The sequence below is a fragment of the Legionella birminghamensis genome (assembly GCF_900452515.1).
GTDB lineage: Bacteria > Pseudomonadota > Gammaproteobacteria > Legionellales > Legionellaceae > Legionella_C > Legionella_C birminghamensis.
In genome coordinates this window covers 1,963,984-1,980,291 of record NZ_UGNW01000001.1, presented here as the reverse complement: position 1 = coordinate 1,980,291, position 16,308 = coordinate 1,963,984, and the positions used below count along the sequence as shown (strand labels likewise).

The following is a 16,308-nucleotide window of genomic DNA, read 5'->3' as shown; positions in this document are numbered from 1 at the left end:
TTCCTCACAGAGCCGGACGGTATTGATGCCAATCAGTTAACTGCTGAAATTGATGGGCGACATTTAACAGCAATGATTCATTAAAGTGTTTCGCCATGAGCTGCATGCCCACGGGTAAGCCATTCATTTGTCCCGCAGGAATGGAAATGGCTGGAATTCCTGCCAGATTGGAGGCAACTGTAAAAATATCAGCCAAGTAATTTTGCACCGGATCTGAATTATTTGTGCCTAGCTCAAAGGCTGGGCCTGGGGTGGTTGGGCCTAAAACAATATCTACCTTGTTGAATTGCTCAAGCAGCTCCTCCTGAATAAGGCGACGTATTTTTAAGGCTTTTAGATAATAAGCATCAAAATAACCCGAAGAAAGGGCATAAGTCCCTGTCAGGATTCGACGTTTTACCTCAATTCCAAATCCTTCAGAGCGTGATGCAGAAATCAGCTCGCCGATACTGGCGGCTTTATCACTGCGATAACCAAAACGCAGTCCATCATAGCGTGACAGATTGGAGGAGGCTTCCGCACATGCAATCAGGTAATAGCAGGGAACCCATAGGGATTGTAACTGAAGATCAATTTCCACAATAATTGCACCGGCTGTTTCCAGCTCCCTGGCTGCCTGTCTGATTATCTGTTGAATCCCCGGGTTGACCTGCGGCTGGAAAAAGCAGGAGGGAAGACCTATGCGCAATCCTTTTAACGATTGATTCAGGTTGCTTGAATAATCAGGAATACTCACCTGGCAAGAAGTAGAGTCCCTGGGATCAAATCCAGCCATGACGCTTAAAATGCAGGCCAGGTCTTCTGCTGTCCGAGCCATGGGGCCGCCTTGGTCAAGGCTTGAAGCATAGGCAACCATACCGTATCTGGAAACAAGGCCATAGGTCGGTTTAATACCGGATATACCGCAAAAAGCAGCCGGTTGACGGATAGAGCCGCCAGTATCTGAACCTGTAGCGAATGCGATAAGATCAGCCGCTACTGCCGCTGCCGAGCCGCCAGACGAGCCGCCGGGGACACAGGATGGATTCCATGGGTTTTTGACCGGGCCAAAATAGCTGTTTTCATTAGTGGAGCCCATAGCAAATTCATCCATATTGGTTTTTCCCACCAATACTGGACTTTGTCCTGCTAATTTACTTACTACCGTGGCAGCATAAGGTGATTTGAAATCAGCCAGCATTCTAGAGCCGCAGGTGGTCGGAAAATCAGTCGTGCAGAAAATATCTTTATGTGCCATTGGCACGCCAGTCAGCAGCTGTCCCTCGCCACTTTGAATTAGCTGGTCTGCTTTTCTGGCCTGTCGCATTGCTGCATCATAATCAACATTGATAAAGCAGTTTAAGGTTTGATATTGATTAATGCGTTCAAAATAATGGTTGGTTAACTCTGCACTGGAAATTTTTTTGCTATGCAGGGCAGAAATAAGTTCTCGTAAGTTTTTAAACATCCTGCTTTCCCGTGTCTATAACCTTGGGTACCAGATAATGGGTATCTTCAAATAATGGGGCGATTTCTTCCAACTGCTGCAGACAACTGCTTTCACTCACTTCATCATCGCGAAAACGCTGATGCATATCCATGGGATGAAAAAGCGGCAGGATTTGATCGGTATCAATTTCTTGCATCTGCTCTGCAAAATCAATAATTGAATTAACCTCTTCCGCCAGAGAACTCATCTCTTCCGCTTCTACATCAATATGAGCCAGCTTAGCGATTAAATGCAAATCGTTTATTGAAAATGTCATGCAATTACCTGTAAATACTGATTAATCGTCTGCCGCATATTATACCTATTTAAATATACCTGTACTATGATTATTGAAACATACTCAGGGAGAGAATTATGAAAGCTGCAATTGTACCGGGTAAAAGTGCGGGCTGGGAAGTCAGGGAAATCGCGACACCTAAACCTGATGTCAATCAGGTATTGATTAAAATTCATGCCAGCGGTCTTTGCTACACGGATGTCCACCAAACTGAAGGCCATCTGCCAGGCCCCTTTCCCCGTACCCTGGGCCATGAGCCTGTGGGGGAGATTGTTGAAATAGGCGTTGGTGTGACCAGTCGGCGAGTAGGTGACCGAGTGGGTGTGCCATGGGTACAAAGCACCTGCGGCCGCTGTGAATGGTGTCTGAGGGGTCGAACATTATTTTGCCCAAATATGCATGCAACTGCAGGCGATGTTGCCGGTGGGCATGCGGAGTATATGGTAGCTCCCGCCGATGCGACGATGTTAATTCCTGATGGCGTCAGTTTCGAGCAGGCAGCTCCAATTTTCTGTGCTGGCTATACAGTATGGTCAGGGCTTCGCTGGGCTGAGCCTAAACCGAATGAACGCATTGCTGTAGTAGGAATTGGCGGGTTGGGGCATTTGGCCGTCCAATATGCCCATGCAGCCGGCTTCGAAACAATTGCCGTCTCCCACTCACCGGATAAAGATGCTCTAATCAAAGAGATGGGGGCGGATGAAGTGGTTCGTAATGGCAGGGAACTGGCAAAGCTTGGCGGAGCTGATATTATTCTCAGCACAACCAACTCCAATGCGGCCATGCTCGATAGCTTCAAAGCTTTACGACCGGATGGACGATTCGTCACAATGGGACTTGATACCAGCCCCTTGCAAATTTCAATTGGAGAATTAATTAGCAAACGTCTAAAAATTATTGGCAGCCAGCAAAATCACCGGGAGTTCCTATTTGAAGCCCTGGATATGGTGGCTAAAGGCAAAGTAAAAGTTATCACTGAAACTTATCCTTTGAAGAATATCAATGAAGCTTACGATAAAGTGAAGAATGGAACAGTGCGTTTTCGAGCGGTTATTACTATGCAATAACACTGACCGACTCGGATTGTATCAGGCCCGTTCGGCCTGAGGAGACGCCGTTAAAGCGGCTCCTCAGGCTGAACGGATTAAGACAAAAGCTGAAGTTTGTGTTAAAAATCGAAGCTCTATCGGGCAGCGTTCTTGATTGCCTTCACTTTGCTTGCAAAGAGGGCTTACTCCACAAGAACAACAATTTTTCCAATTTGCTCATTAGATTCCATATAGCGGTGTGCCTCCTGGATTTCTTCCAGGGAAAATGTACGGGCTATCTGGGGTTTGAAAGTACCATTCTGCAGATGCTCGAAAATATAATGCTCGGCTTTTTTACGTAATTCCGGATTAGTGCTGAGCTCGAACAGTGTATATCCTCGAATGGTTAATCCCTTGCTTAAAGCGGTAAATAAGGGGAAGGGCATTGGATCATTTGCCAAAGCGCCATAAACAAAAATGATCCCCCTTTCTGCTGCAGCCTCAGCCAGTGCCTCGATGCCTTTCCCAGCGATTGGATCAAAAATGACGCGTGCGCCTTTACCCTGGGTAATTTCTTTGACCCGGGCAGCCAAATCTTCTTCGTTAGTCACGATAACATGATCTGCTCCCAGTTCGAGCAGCTCGGCTTTTTTAGCTCTCGTGCGCGTGGTTGCAATGCTTATTCCGCCTTGCGCGCGAACTATTTCAATTGCAGCAACACCGACACTGCTGCTAGCTGCTGTGATCAGCACATAATCGCCTTTGGACACATTTCCATAATGAATAAGCGCACCATAGGCAGTCATGTACTGCATCCAGATGGAAGTGGCTTCTGCAAAAGACAGCTTTTCAGGATAAGCAGCTAAAGAGTAAGCTGGTAATATCGCGACTTCACCATAGACGCCATATTGCCCCATATCAAAACAGGGTACAGAGCTGAACTTTTTACCGATCATCGTCGAATCGACTCCGGGGCCAACTGCTTCGACAATACCCGACGCTTCATATCCAATTTTTGAAGGAAATTGCGGAGCGATAAGATATTGGCCCGTCCGGAACATTATCTCTGCACGGTTTAATCCAATCGCATGAACGCGCAGGCGTACTTCACCTGGCCCAGGTTCGGGCAAAGTGATTTCTTCAAATTTTAAAACATCAGAACTGCCTGTTTTATGAAAACGTACAATTTGTGCATGATTTTCCGACATTCTATTTTCCTTTTTTATTGTGCAACTGTAGAAAGTGTAGGTTGGGCTGTAAAGCCCAACAAGACCATATTAAGCAGCTATTCCTTCCACTTAATATTGCATCCCAGACTGGGTTTTTGTTCTGTAGAAATTGACTGGTTGCTCATCAGACAGTCAAGCGCCTCCCGAATGGAACTGCCGGTGACTGGAATTTGATTTCCCGGGCGTGAATCGTCAAGTTGGCCGCGATATACCAATTTTAAATCAGCATCGTAAATAAAAAAGTCAGGGGTGCAGGCCGCTTGATAAGCTTTGGCTACTTCCTGGGTTTCATCAAATAAATAAGGGAATTGATAGTTCTCCTGGATAGCCGTGATGCGCATGTTTTCAGGGGAATCATCCGGGTAATTTTTAACATCGTTAGAGTTTATAGCAATAAAACTGATGTCTTTGCCGGAATAATCTTTTGCCAATTGACTGAGCTCTCTATTGACATGCTTTACATAAGGGCAATGATTACAGATAAACATAATGACAGTAGCAATCTTGCCCTGATGTGAACGCAGATCGACCCGTTTGTTAGAGATCACATCAGTCAGGGAAAATTGAGGAGCGGGCGTTCCCAGTTCTGTCATATTTGAAGGTGTTCTTGCCATAGCTACTCCTTTAGTACAGTTAGCTAAAAATTACATTAATAATAGCAATAAGTGCAAACAAACTGTTTAATATCGCCCAGAGTAATACCAGCGGATTTTTTTTAACAATAGAAAAGGCATAAATCGCCAGGGATACGCCGCCAATAAAAAATATCCAGTCATTGGCATAAGCAAAACCGATAGATAAACTTCCAATTCCAACAATCCCAATCAAAAGATAGATATTATTGAGTTGTCCGATAAGGTAGAAAAAGGTCAATAGCTGAATACATAACAGGACAGGGATAGCAAATTGCAGGATAGAACCAATCCCAAGCAATATAGCACCATGGCCCGCAATCAATATTAACTCGAGAGCAATGAAAAAAACCAGCCTTGAATAAATAGCCGTGATTAAAAGCAGGCTGGAGCCAGCAACATAATAAGCTTGCGCATTAAACTGGGTAAAACCATACAGAGTAATGATCGCTCCCGCTATGCCAACGAGTAGAAAGAAATAATCACGGAATGTTAGCGACATCTTGTTACCAGCGTAAATAGATGCCTTTTGCTGCTGAGTCATTGATAACTTCACGTTGTGGTTTGTTAGTGGAAACCCAATAATTACCCATATTGCTTAAAGCGAATTTTGCTCTTGGGTATTGGCATACATCGAGAACCTCACGGCAATCGACTTTTTCAGTGTTGTTATCTTCTACAACAAAACATTGAAAGTTAAATTCTTTTTCATCGGATGCAAATGCAGCCCAATTTGCAGCCTGTAATTTTGCTGTTAGGGGAGGACTCATAAATACTTCTTTTGTCTCGATACGTTGCAATTCAACATTATGAGTGCTTCGATTCTGAATGAGGTAGTAGCTTTGTTCGCCAGTTTCATTAAGGACTAAATTGTATCCATTATAGCCAAAGCCTGTCACTTCACAGCCTCGTGGAAAGCCTTCAGCGTAGCCGCTTACTGAAGCAAGAATAGACAAAACTCCTGCAAACCCTGTTTTAACTAATGACATTATTAACCTTATACCAATTCAAAAGCGGCTATTTTAAATAGATCGAGTCTAAAAGTGAACCTACTTTTAGACCTTGTTTTCTAATTCTTCCCGATGAGCGATGATACGTGATTTAATCATCGGATAATAGGTTCGATAAATACTTAATGCCAGATAGATCACAATATAAATAAGTGAGACGGCCAGGCAGAATGGATTCAAAACCGGGTAGGTCCATAAAATTATCGCGGAACAGATCCCGTACATAATTGAAAATACATGCATCAATATCTTTAAAGCTTTGGATTCTGTCAGATAATCAAGCCTTGAGGGATAGACATATTTAACAGGCACAAAAACCAACAGGCAAAGGATCCCTAAAATGAGTGCATTGGTGTACATCGAGGTGTTAAAAATAAACATATAGAAAATGACGATATTCCAATAGCAGGGAAAGCCCTTAAAGAAATGATCGGGAGTTTTAGCATCAGACTGGGTAAACTGATAAGAAGAAGTAATTGTAATCGCTATAATTATCAATAAATTAAGCGAAGGAGGCAGCATGTCGGCCTTCACATATAAAAAGAAACAAGGGGTGATGACATAGTTGACATAATCTACAAGGTTATCCAGCAATGCGCCATCGATGTTTGGTAATACCATCTTAACCTTGACCAGCCTCGCAAAAGTACCATCAAGAGCATCGATGACAACAGCGATAGCCATATACCAAAGCGCTTGCTGGTATTCCTGTTGGTAAATTTTAATAAGGGTTAATATTCCCACATACGCAGCGCTGGCAGTAAATGCATGGACGGCCCAGGCGACCAGATATTGAGAAAAACGGTAGCCCAGATTTTGTTTTGTCATTTTTAATCCTGTATGCAAGTACGATCTTGGAATTATTCCAAACGTAACAAATTACAAAATAGTAACAACAATCAATTATTAGAGGCAAGAATGACAGTTATCTAAGTGATTTAATTGTGTAATTAAAGCCAACCCTATATAAAAATAGATCCAAATAATTAATTATTATACTTTTTCCAGTATCCAGAAATGTGCATGAGAGTGTTATACTTAGCTTTAAATAAATTCTCGGTATCGGTGTCAAGTCGGGGAAGATCGCTCACAGGAGATGAAATATGATATTTCAAACCGTTAATCCGGCAAATGAAAAAGTAATTAATGAATATACTGCACTGGATTTTAAGGCAGCTGAACAAAAAATAGATTCAGCCTTCGCCGCCTACACACATTGGAGAAAAAAGTCATTCAGCGACAAATCTGTTCTGGTCAATGCCTTGGCTAAACTCCTAAGGCAAAAAACAGAAGCATTGTCTCAAATGATTACAATGGAGATGGGTAAGCCAATGACGCAGGCACAGGCCGAAATTGAAAAATGCGCCTGGCTTTGTGATCATTATGCCCTGCATGCAGAACACTATTTGGCTGACCACAGTATCCAGACGGAAATGAAAAAAACGCTTGTCTGTTACAAGCCAATGGGGGTAATTCTAGCGATTATGCCCTGGAATTTTCCATTTTGGCAGGTATTTCGTTGTGCAATTCCAGCCATCATGGCTGGGAATGCCGTGATATTAAAACATGCGCCAATTTCAATCGGCGCAGGCAATTTAATGGAACAATTATTTCTTGAGGCAGGTTTTCCCCTGGGTTTATTTCAGAATTTAATCATTGACAATGAGGTGGCCGCGAAAGTGATTGCACACCCGCAGATTGCTGGATTAAGTTTCACCGGAAGTGAGAAAGCAGGCCGTATAGTCGGCGGAGCCGCTGTTTCACATCTGAAAAAGGCTGTTCTCGAGTTAGGGGGCAGCGATCCCTATTTAATACTCGAGGATGCGGATCTGGATATTGCCGCCCAGGCTGTTGTTTCTTCGCGTTTAAATAATTGCGGCCAGGTTTGTATTGCTGCAAAGCGCGTTATTGTTGTTCAATCAATTAAAGAGAAGCTGCAAGAGAAGATCCAGCAATTAATAGTTGAGTATAAAATGGATGATCCGGCAAAAAAAACGACGCGTCTTGGTCCAATGGCCAGAAATGATTTACGAAAAACGCTTCAACAGCAAGTAGAGCAAAGTATCAGCAAAGCTGCGGGACTTATTTGCGGAGGACAAATTCCGCAAGGGGCCGGCTTCTATTACCCGCCAACCTTACTGGTTGATGTAAAACCCGGTATGCCGGCATTTGACGAGGAATTATTCGGACCAGTTATTGCGCTGATTGATGCCAGAGATGAAAAACAAGGTATTGAGCTTGCCAATCATACCCGATATGGGCTGGGAGCGGCGGTTTTCACTCGTGATCTTGAGCGTGGTGAAAGAATCGCCCGCGACGAAATAGAGGCTGGCTCCTGTTTTGTAAATGCATTTGTTGCATCTGACCCCCGTGTTCCCTTTGGAGGTATAAAGAATTCAGGAATAGGCCGCGAGCTTTCCCGTGAGGGGATCCTGGAATTTGTAAATGTAAAAACCGTTGCAATTAAATGAACAGACAAATCATAGTCATTGATACACAGGAACAATTGATGTATTGCTACGAATCCGACTGTATTCGATTTGTTTATCCTGTTTCCTCTGCGAAAAACGGCTTGGGTGAAGCAAAAGGGAGCTTCTGTACCCCCAGAGGCTGGCACCGTATTCATAGCAGATTGGGGTTGACAGCACAACCCAATGCAGTATTTGTAGCCAGAGAGTGGACAGGAGAGGTTTATACCGAGGAATTCGCCAGTCAATTTCCTCAACGGGACTGGATTCTAACCCGCATTTTGCAATTGGATGGCATGGAACCCGGAAGGAATCAGGGTGGGGAAGTGGATAGTCTTAACCGCTATATCTACATTCATGGAACGCCTGATAGCAGCCGGTTACGTCAGCCAGGGTCTCATGGCTGCATTCGTATGAATAATAGCCAGATCATCGAGTTAACTGACTGGGTAGAGGTTGGAACCCCGGTTTATATTCGTTAGGCTTCGGAAATGAATGGGAATTTTCGAGAAAATCTGCAGATTGTTTATATTTCTGTGCTTTAATTTCTCGCATATTTAATAGGGTACAGTATATAATTCGTCACAAAAATTTATTCCCATCCTGATGAGGTAAATGCATGTCTTATAAGTTCGAAGCGGGCAAGGATCTGATTATCCAGGAAGTTGTAGATAAATTGCGTCAGAAAATGACTGGTGAGCAGGGGCTTTTTTGTGCGGAATTTGTTCGCCAATTTTATGGTACCGTAGCGCTTGAAGATCTGGGTGAGTGGGATATTGATGATCTGTATGGCGCAGCCATCAATTTTTGGGCACTCATTCAGCAACGCTCAACCAATGAAACCAAAATCCGTATTTATAATCCCGATTATGAAAGGCATGGGTGGCAGACTACGCATACTGTAGTTGAAGTCATTACCGATGATATGCCTTTTCTGGTTGATACATTACGCATGGTCATTAACCGTCTTGGGCTGGTATCGCACCTGGTTATTCATATGGGCGGCTTTACGGTTCGAAGAAACAAGGAGCATCAGGTCTCTGAGGTATTACCCCGAGGCAGCAGCGAAAAAGGGCAATCTTTGTATGTAGAGGCCCCTATTTTTATCGAGATTGATCGCCAGACTGATCCGGAAGTGCTTGAGGAATTACACCGGAATTTTGAGCGTGTCCTGGAAGATAACCGTGCTATTGTAGAAGATTGGCCCATGATGCGGCAAAGAGTGCGTGAAGCAATTGATGAACTCAGTGAGGCTGCAAGTGTTATTGATCAGGCTGAGGTGGAAGAAGCAAAAGAATTTTTAAGCTGGATAGAGGATCATCATTTTACGTTCCTGGGGATCCGCGATTACGATCTGGTGCATAAAGGCCAGGAAACAATCCTGCAGCCGATTGCACAAACCGGTCTGGGGGTTTTGCGTGCGAGTATGAGCAAGTCGAATGTTCGCAGCATTTCGGCGATGACGCCTGAAGCGCGTGAACTGACATTGTCCAATCGTGCACTGGTTATGTTTAAAACCAATACAGAGGCGACTGTTCATCGAGGCGCCTATACCGATTATATCGGCGTGAAACGCTTCAACAAGCAAGGACAGGTCATTGGCGAAAGACGTATTATCGGACTCTATACTTCAGCGGCATATAATACCAATCCCAAGCATATTCCTTTTCTAAGGCATAAAGTAGCTACGGTGATGAAGAACTCCAACCTGAATCCCCGAAGCCATGCCGGAAAAGTGCTGCTTAATATTCTCGAAACCTTGCCAAGAGATGATTTGATTCAAGCGTCCGAAGACGAATTGCTTGAAATTGCAATGGGTATTTTCTATATGCAGGAGCGCCGCCGTATCCGCATGTTTGCGCGGACAGACGTGTATCGCCGTTTTGTATCCTGTCTGGTGTATGTACCCAAAGAGCGGTTTAATACTGAATTGCGTCAGGCGATGCAGAAAGTACTGGCAGAAAGTTTTAACGCACAGGAGATTAGCTTCTCAACCTGGTTCTCTGAATCAGTACTTGCCCGGATCCATTTCATTATCAAAACCAATCCCCAGGATAATACGGAATGGGATTTCAAAGAAATCGAGCAAAAGCTTATCGAGATTGGCCGTTCCTGGACAGATGATTTGCAGCATTTCCTGTCAGAAGCGTTTGGTGAAGAAATGTCGAACCGGCTTAATGCGCGTTATAAATCAGCATTCCCTGGCGCTTACCGCGATAATTTTACGCCTCGAACGGCTGTCTATGATATCAAGCATATAGAGGCCTTATCCAAAGATAATCCGCTGGTAATGAATTTTTATCGTCCTATGGATGAAGTCGCAAATAGTTTCCGGCTTAAAATTTATCAACACGATAACACCATTCCATTGTCAGACGTACTACCTATCATTGAGCGTCTGGGAATGCGTGCTATCAGTGAGAGACCTTATACATTAAAATTCGAAGATGGCAAAACCACCTGGATTAATGATTTCTCCTTGCAATACACCGGGGGCGATTGCTTTGATATCGATGAAATCAAGGATTTGTTCCAGAATGCCTTTGCCAGCGTATGGTTCGGTGAAGCAGAGAATGACGGTTTCAATCAGCTGGTGCTCGCGGCGGGTCTGAACTGGGAACAGGTCGCTGTCTTACGCACTTATGCGCGCTATTTCAAACAAATAGGGCTTACATTCAGCCAGGAGTATATTGAGTCTGCGCTGAATAACAATCCCATGATTGCTAAAAAGCTGGTTGAGCTTTTTGAAATGCGCTTTAATCCGCAGGCTAATCCCAAACGGGAAATTCAGTTTGGCGAGAAGGTAGAGGAAGTGTTTGCTGCATTGGATAATGTCGCCAATCTTGATGAAGATAAAATTATCAGACAATACGTTCACACAATGGCCGCCACGCTGAGAACTAATTATTATCAGGTGGATGAACAGGGTAGGAGTGCGCCTTATCTTTCTATAAAATTGAATAGTAAATTAATACCCAACTTACCCAAGCCGCATCCTTTATTTGAAATTTTTGTTTACTCCCCCCGATTTGAAGGCGTGCATCTTCGTGGCGGCAAGGTTGCCCGAGGAGGCTTGCGGTGGTCAGATCGCCGTGAGGATTTCCGAACTGAAATTTTAGGCCTGATGAAAGCCCAGCAGGTTAAAAATGCCGTAATTGTTCCCTCTGGTGCGAAGGGAGGATTTGTTCCCAAGCGCCTGCCGGTGAATGGCTCAAGGGAAGAGGTGCTGGCAGAAGGTATTGCCTGCTATCAGGATTTTATCCGTGGCCTGCTTGATATTACTGACAATTACAAAGAGGGTAATATTGTCAAACCTGAACATGTAGTTTGCTTTGATGAAGATGATCCTTACCTGGTTGTCGCTGCAGATAAAGGGACTGCGACTTTCTCGGATATTGCCAATGCCATCTCCCTGGAGTATGGGTTCTGGCTGGGAGATGCATTTGCATCTGGCGGCTCAGTTGGCTATGACCACAAGAAAATTGGTATTACGGCCCGCGGTGCCTGGGAGTCAGTCAAACGGCATTTCTATGAAATGAATGTCGACATCAACACGACTGATTTCACTGTGGTGGGTATCGGTGATATGGCAGGTGATGTTTTCGGTAATGGAATGCTCTTGTCGCACCGCATTAAACTAGTTGCCGCTTTTAACCACATGCATATTTTTATCGATCCAAATCCGGATACGGAGGTAAGCTTCAAAGAACGTCAGCGTTTATTTAATTTACCGCGTTCCACTTGGGCGGACTACGATAAGAAATTAATCTCCAAGGGCGGTGGTGTTTTCAATCGTAATGCCAAATCCATTGCAGTGAGTAAAGAGATGAAGCAGATATTCGGAATTAAGCAATCCGATATCGAACCGAACGAATTAATTCGGCTGCTTTTACGCGCCAAAGTCGATTTACTCTGGAGTGCGGGAATTGGGACTTTCGTTAAAGCAACCACTGAAACCCATCTGGATGTCGGGGATCGAAGCAATGATGCCATTCGTATCAATGCAACCCAATTACGCTGCAAGGTTGTTGCCGAAGGCGGGAACCTGGGCTTGACCCAGCTTGCCAGAATCGAATACTCCCTGGCAGGCGGTCTGATATACACAGACTTTATCGACAACTCGGCAGGGGTAAGCTGCTCTGATAAAGAAGTCAATATCAAGATCCTGTTGAATACAATTGTTGCCGCCGGTGATTTAACGTTCAAACAGCGAAACGAGCTTTTGGAAGAAATGACTGAAGAGGTAGCAACTCTTGTATTAAAAGATAATTTTACGCAAACACGCTCAATCAGCTTTACTGCGGCTAACTCATTGCGAATGGTCGAGCTGCATACTCGTTATATTAATGAGTTGGAGCGCTCTGGAAAAATAGATCGCGCCCTGGAGTTCTTGCCTGATGATAAAGTATTCATGGAAAGAAAGCTCTTAGGAAAAGGTCTTGGCCGGCCTGCGATTGCCGTGTTGCAAAGTTATAGCAAGACGATCCTTAAAGAGCAGATTCTGGCGACCAATGTGCCGGAAGATAGTTATCTGAAAGGAATCTTGATTAGCTATTTCCCCAAGCCTTTGCAAGAGCGGTTTAGCAAGCAGATGCAGGAACATCCATTGAAGCGTGAAATTATTGCGACCAAATTAAGTAATATCATAATCAATGAGATGGGCTTCCATTTTGTATTCCGTATGCAGGAAGAAACAGGCGCTCCAGTATCGGCTATTGTACGCGCTTATATGATCGCCAGAAGCACACTGGATATTGATAATATCTGGCAGCAGATAGCGAATCTGGAAACCCTGATTAGCGTTGAAAAGCAAACTGATCTGGTAATGTCTTGCGTTCGCCTGCTAAGAAGAACGACAAGATGGTTCCTGCGAAATCAACGACTGCGTTTGAATATCAGCAAAGCGGTCAAGGCCTTTGCCCCTGGTGTCGCTGAGCTAAAGCAGGCTATCCCCGATATTTTTGGTGCTCATTACAAGGAAGCTTATACACTTCAATATAATCAAAAGATTGAGGAAGGATTAAGCCCGCAACTGGCGCATAATTTAACAACAGTTCGCGCGATGTTCTCAGCGATGGATATCGTTGAGGTTGCCCGACTGCTTGATATCAGCGTGCCGAAGGTCGCAGAATTGTACTTTGGTATTGGCGAGTTTCTTGATTTGGACTGGATCCGTTCCCAGATTATTGCCCATCCAACAGACAATAATTGGGAGGCCCTGTCGCGAGAAGCATTGAGAGACGATTTAGATTGGCAGCAAAGGCAGTTGACCATGGGAGTTGTAACGCTGGATAATCAGCAGAAAGACTTCATGGGCTGCTTTAACGCCTGGGCGGAAAGTCACTCCGGTTTGATTGAGCGCTGGAAGCACATATTGTCTGATTTACGCGCCAGTTCAAGCCTGAATTATACGATGTATTTCGTCGCAATTCGGGAGTTACTGGATCTAACGCAAACTACCATGCAAATGACTGAAAAAGAAGCTGTTGTGTAGAAGCTGCGGCGTTTATCAAGGCTACAGCTAATGTAGCCTTGATAGCCTAAACAATTAAAGTTTAAAAAGGAGTTTAAATGTATAAAAACAGATCGGTGTCTCATTATTCTGCTGGGTCAAAATTCTTCCACTGGCTCATTGCTTTGCTTGTGATAGTCATGCTTGCCGTCGGTTTTTTCCTTGACGATGTGCCAGATCAATATGCTGGAACAGCGTTTATGGTTCACAAATCAATTGGACTAAGTATTTTATTACTAGTTGTTTTACGAATCATCTGGATAATTCACAGTGGAAGACCCCCTCTGCCTGAAAATGTGCCATTATGGGAAAGAGTATTTTCTCGTATAGTTCAATACGCTTTGTATCTGTTTCTGATTTTAATGCCGCTTTCTGGATGGATAATGTCCGTGGCAGCAAACCGTACCCCAAAATATTTCGGTTTCTTTAATGTCCCCTTTCCAGGGATCCCTACAGATAAAGGCCTCTCCAAATTAATGTTTGAATTCCATGAGACGATAGCCTGGATTTTGATAGTATTGATTGCTCTACATGTTGCCGGCGCTTTGAAACATCATTTTATTGATAAGGATGATGTGTTGAAGAAAATGATGCCGGGATCATGAGGTTCCTGCTGGGCAAATCCGAATCCCCGCGGCATCGACCAGCGAATCCCCGCGGCACCGACCGCGGGGTCCATGCCTGTTGGAGTAGCATGGTCGTCAGACAAGTTTCAATGTTGCCAAAAAATAAGATTTAACAGGTTGTCATAAACTAAGTGTGCTTAACATTAAATTGGCTTCGTGTGGGCCCCGCGGTCGCAGCCGCGGGGATTCGGACGGTCAACTGCACGCGGGGATTCGGACGGTCAACTGCACGCGGGGATTCGGACGGTCAACTGCACGCGGGGATTCGGACGGTCAACTGTACGCGGGGATTCGGAGGGTCATTCCTCGGGAATCCGATATTCGGCCTTACTCAATTTGACAGCTTGTGCATGATTTTCAAAATAAACCGTTTCCGGGTGTTCAAATAGAATGCTGATTGCGACCAGGTAGCGATTTAAGCCGATAGGGCAATAATCAATAACTTCGCCGACTTCGGTACTTTTATCTTCCCTTAATACGCGCTGACCGAGCTGCAAATCTTCCCCGGTTTCAATAAAAAATACGGCCAGCTTGTGTTTAAGCGTTGCTTTATAGTGGGTTCGAGCGATGATTTCCTGTCCCTTGTAGCATCCTTTTTGAAAATCAAGATATCCCGCCAGATGCAAATCCACGCGGTGAGGAAGGAAAAGTCCGCGGGATGAAGGATAAATTTCTATTCTTTTCTGTAGAAGCTGCAGCTGATGCCATGCTGCTGAGCCGAAGAGATGGCCGGTCTTATCAAAATAATTTCGTATATCATTATCTTTACTGATGATTTGGTAAAAGCCATTACCAAGAGAGAAACAGCAAAGCATCTGGCTGGACACCACTGCATACTGTTCAGTGGGAAGGGTGATGCCAAAATGTGCAAGCGCTTGCGAGTGTGGAGGCGCATACAAACCAAACACAGACAAGTCAGAAGCTGCACGCAGTTGAACGCGGCTTAGCATAGCTGGCTTATTCAATGACTCGATGGTTTTCTCAGTTAAATCCTGGGGCAATATTAATTGATAGTTTTGCCAGTTAATAATATTCGCCAAGGCTAGGATACGTCCTTTTAGATTGCAAAAGGCAGCTTGCCGCATTGTTTCAGAATTAATTTTCGAAATATCGCAAGTCAATTGGCCTTGCAGAAACTCCATTGACTTATTACCAGTTACCTCAATGACTGACAGATAGCTCAAATCAAAAAGTGCAGGAAAGCCAGGCGGCAGTTGAACGTTCTGAGTTTCTTCGGACTGGGCAATCATGGAGTAGATTCGATTGTCGATTTGGATATTTTTCATAAAAGGCCTGATTGGAATGGATAAGGAATTAATTTGCAGTGTACTGGTATTATATTGTAACATTTGCCGATTTTTAAGTAGTGATGAAAACCAATGGATCCCACTAGAAAAGCCAGAATTGCGTGGCGCTGCCGCAGGGGAATGCTGGAACTTGATTTGCTCTTTCAGTCATTCCTGAAATATAGTTTTGACGAGCTCAAGACGGAGCAGTTCGATACGCTGGAGCGGCTTTTAACTTGCGATGATCCGGATTTATATACCTGGTTAATGACGGATATATTGCCAGAGGATAAGGAGTTGTCCCAGCTTGTACAATTCATTAAGCAACGGCATAGAGCTAAGTAGATCTGCAAATTATATTAAACTGGCTTTATTCTTGTATTTGTTTGCCTTCATGATGTTAATGAACGCTTCCTTTGGCATTTTTATAAAGGCTATTTTAAGCGTGGCTGTCAGCGTTCAATTGCGCTTGCTCATTAAATCACCCTATCCTGGTGGAAGACTAAATCTTCAGTATTTAAATGAAGAATGGATTATTCACCGAAACAGTCAAACCCAGATTTTTACTAAACGCAGGCTCTTATTAAATACAGGCGTGTTCTTTCTACTTGAGTTTTCTTCCCCCACACAGCGAATTGTTATTCCAGTTTTTCTGGATCAACTATCCTCAACAGAATTTCGCTCAATTATCCTCGGTTTGAATGTGAATGAGTTATAATCAATAAGAGCAATGTTAAAGCATTTGTCAGTT

At 44.0% G+C, this 16,308-nt stretch carries 15 protein-coding genes; 7 read left to right on the top strand and 8 right to left on the bottom strand.

Annotation, left to right across the window (positions count from 1 at the left end; all coding sequences use genetic code 11):
• Nucleotides 1–4: 4 nt before the first annotated feature.
• Together gatA and gatC are read right to left on the bottom strand one after the other, a co-directional pair.
• Complete coding sequence (gene gatA / locus DYH42_RS08415; RefSeq protein WP_058522435.1) at nucleotides 5–1,447, bottom strand: Asp-tRNA(Asn)/Glu-tRNA(Gln) amidotransferase subunit GatA; 1,443 nt, start codon at nucleotides 1,445–1,447, stop codon at nucleotides 5–7.
• Nucleotides 1,440–1,745 (bottom strand): Asp-tRNA(Asn)/Glu-tRNA(Gln) amidotransferase subunit GatC, encoded by a 306-nt coding sequence (gene gatC / locus DYH42_RS08410; RefSeq protein ID WP_058522434.1) that lies wholly within the window; start codon nucleotides 1,743–1,745, stop codon nucleotides 1,440–1,442. Before gatC ends, gatA begins: the two co-directional genes overlap by 8 nt.
• A gap of 98 nt (nucleotides 1,746–1,843) precedes the next feature.
• Between gatC and DYH42_RS08405 the strand changes: the two genes are divergently transcribed.
• Entirely contained in the window at nucleotides 1,844–2,833 is a 990-nt protein-coding gene (locus tag DYH42_RS08405) for an alcohol dehydrogenase catalytic domain-containing protein (protein WP_058522433.1), read from the top strand.
• 164 nt (nucleotides 2,834–2,997) lie between these two features.
• Here DYH42_RS08405 and DYH42_RS08400 read toward each other — a convergent pair whose 3' ends face one another.
• From DYH42_RS08400 to pcsA, 5 genes are all read right to left on the bottom strand, one after another.
• Entirely contained in the window at nucleotides 2,998–4,002 is a 1,005-nt protein-coding gene (locus DYH42_RS08400) for a zinc-dependent alcohol dehydrogenase family protein (protein ID WP_058522432.1), read from the bottom strand.
• A gap of 77 nt (nucleotides 4,003–4,079) precedes the next feature.
• On the bottom strand, nucleotides 4,080–4,637 hold the full coding sequence (locus DYH42_RS08395; RefSeq protein ID WP_058522431.1) for a thioredoxin family protein: 558 nt from the start codon (nucleotides 4,635–4,637) through the stop codon (nucleotides 4,080–4,082).
• Nucleotides 4,638–4,656: 19 nt separating this feature from the next.
• Nucleotides 4,657–5,157, bottom strand: coding sequence for a hypothetical protein (locus DYH42_RS08390; RefSeq protein ID WP_058522430.1), 501 nt, complete (start codon nucleotides 5,155–5,157; stop codon nucleotides 4,657–4,659).
• 4 nt (nucleotides 5,158–5,161) lie between these two features.
• Nucleotides 5,162–5,644 carry a hypothetical protein gene (locus DYH42_RS08385; protein WP_058522429.1) on the bottom strand — a complete coding sequence of 161 codons (483 nt, stop codon included), beginning with the start codon at nucleotides 5,642–5,644 and terminating at the stop codon, nucleotides 5,162–5,164.
• A 66-nt stretch (nucleotides 5,645–5,710) separates the two neighbouring features.
• Nucleotides 5,711–6,493, bottom strand: a complete 783-nt coding sequence (gene pcsA, locus DYH42_RS08380) for a phosphatidylcholine synthase (protein WP_058522428.1) — start codon at nucleotides 6,491–6,493, stop codon at nucleotides 5,711–5,713.
• 275 nt (nucleotides 6,494–6,768) lie between these two features.
• Here pcsA and DYH42_RS08375 point away from each other — a divergent pair, with 275 nt between their 5' ends.
• From DYH42_RS08375 to DYH42_RS08360, 4 genes are all read left to right on the top strand, one after another.
• On the top strand, nucleotides 6,769–8,136 hold the full coding sequence (locus DYH42_RS08375) for an NAD-dependent succinate-semialdehyde dehydrogenase (protein WP_058522427.1): 1,368 nt from the start codon (nucleotides 6,769–6,771) through the stop codon (nucleotides 8,134–8,136).
• Entirely contained in the window at nucleotides 8,133–8,615 is a 483-nt protein-coding gene (locus DYH42_RS08370; protein ID WP_083503043.1) for a L,D-transpeptidase, read from the top strand. Before DYH42_RS08375 ends, DYH42_RS08370 begins: the two co-directional genes overlap by 4 nt.
• 137 nt (nucleotides 8,616–8,752) lie before the next feature.
• Nucleotides 8,753–13,627, top strand: coding sequence for an NAD-glutamate dehydrogenase (locus DYH42_RS08365; RefSeq protein ID WP_058522426.1), 4,875 nt, complete (start codon nucleotides 8,753–8,755; stop codon nucleotides 13,625–13,627).
• A 77-nt stretch (nucleotides 13,628–13,704) separates the two neighbouring features.
• Entirely contained in the window at nucleotides 13,705–14,250 is a 546-nt protein-coding gene (locus DYH42_RS08360) for a cytochrome b (RefSeq protein ID WP_058522425.1), read from the top strand.
• A gap of 320 nt (nucleotides 14,251–14,570) precedes the next feature.
• Here DYH42_RS08360 and ygfZ read toward each other — a convergent pair whose 3' ends face one another.
• Nucleotides 14,571–15,557: a CAF17-like 4Fe-4S cluster assembly/insertion protein YgfZ gene (gene ygfZ / locus DYH42_RS08355; RefSeq protein ID WP_065232778.1), complete on the bottom strand. Its 987-nt coding sequence runs from the start codon at nucleotides 15,555–15,557 to the stop codon at nucleotides 14,571–14,573.
• Between the two features lie 93 nt (nucleotides 15,558–15,650).
• Between ygfZ and DYH42_RS08350 the strand changes: the two genes are divergently transcribed.
• Nucleotides 15,651–15,902, top strand: a complete 252-nt coding sequence (locus tag DYH42_RS08350) for an FAD assembly factor SdhE (RefSeq protein ID WP_058522423.1) — start codon at nucleotides 15,651–15,653, stop codon at nucleotides 15,900–15,902.
• Nucleotides 15,903–15,960: 58 nt separating this feature from the next.
• Nucleotides 15,961–16,275, top strand: coding sequence for a hypothetical protein (locus tag DYH42_RS08345; RefSeq protein WP_058522422.1), 315 nt, complete (start codon nucleotides 15,961–15,963; stop codon nucleotides 16,273–16,275).
• Nucleotides 16,276–16,308 lie beyond the last annotated feature (33 nt).

Excerpts from the sequence above, each read along its gene's own strand:
- gatA (WP_058522435.1), bottom strand. The coding sequence starts at position 1,447 with ATGTTTAAAAACTTACGAGAACTTATTTCTGCCCTGCATAGCAAAAAA.
- gatC (WP_058522434.1), bottom strand. The coding sequence starts at position 1,745 with ATGACATTTTCAATAAACGATTTGCATTTAATCGCTAAGCTGGCTCAT.
- DYH42_RS08405 (WP_058522433.1), top strand. The coding sequence starts at position 1,844 with ATGAAAGCTGCAATTGTACCGGGTAAAAGTGCGGGCTGGGAAGTCAGG.
- DYH42_RS08400 (WP_058522432.1), bottom strand. The coding sequence starts at position 4,002 with ATGTCGGAAAATCATGCACAAATTGTACGTTTTCATAAAACAGGCAGT.
- DYH42_RS08395 (WP_058522431.1), bottom strand. The coding sequence starts at position 4,637 with ATGGCAAGAACACCTTCAAATATGACAGAACTGGGAACGCCCGCTCCT.
- DYH42_RS08390 (WP_058522430.1), bottom strand. The coding sequence starts at position 5,157 with ATGTCGCTAACATTCCGTGATTATTTCTTTCTACTCGTTGGCATAGCG.
- DYH42_RS08385 (WP_058522429.1), bottom strand. The coding sequence starts at position 5,644 with ATGTCATTAGTTAAAACAGGGTTTGCAGGAGTTTTGTCTATTCTTGCT.
- pcsA (WP_058522428.1), bottom strand. The coding sequence starts at position 6,493 with ATGACAAAACAAAATCTGGGCTACCGTTTTTCTCAATATCTGGTCGCC.
- DYH42_RS08375 (WP_058522427.1), top strand. The coding sequence starts at position 6,769 with ATGATATTTCAAACCGTTAATCCGGCAAATGAAAAAGTAATTAATGAA.
- DYH42_RS08370 (WP_083503043.1), top strand. The coding sequence starts at position 8,133 with ATGAACAGACAAATCATAGTCATTGATACACAGGAACAATTGATGTAT.
- DYH42_RS08365 (WP_058522426.1), top strand. The coding sequence starts at position 8,753 with ATGTCTTATAAGTTCGAAGCGGGCAAGGATCTGATTATCCAGGAAGTT.
- DYH42_RS08360 (WP_058522425.1), top strand. The coding sequence starts at position 13,705 with ATGTATAAAAACAGATCGGTGTCTCATTATTCTGCTGGGTCAAAATTC.
- ygfZ (WP_065232778.1), bottom strand. The coding sequence starts at position 15,557 with ATGAAAAATATCCAAATCGACAATCGAATCTACTCCATGATTGCCCAG.
- DYH42_RS08350 (WP_058522423.1), top strand. The coding sequence starts at position 15,651 with ATGGATCCCACTAGAAAAGCCAGAATTGCGTGGCGCTGCCGCAGGGGA.
- DYH42_RS08345 (WP_058522422.1), top strand. The coding sequence starts at position 15,961 with ATGAACGCTTCCTTTGGCATTTTTATAAAGGCTATTTTAAGCGTGGCT.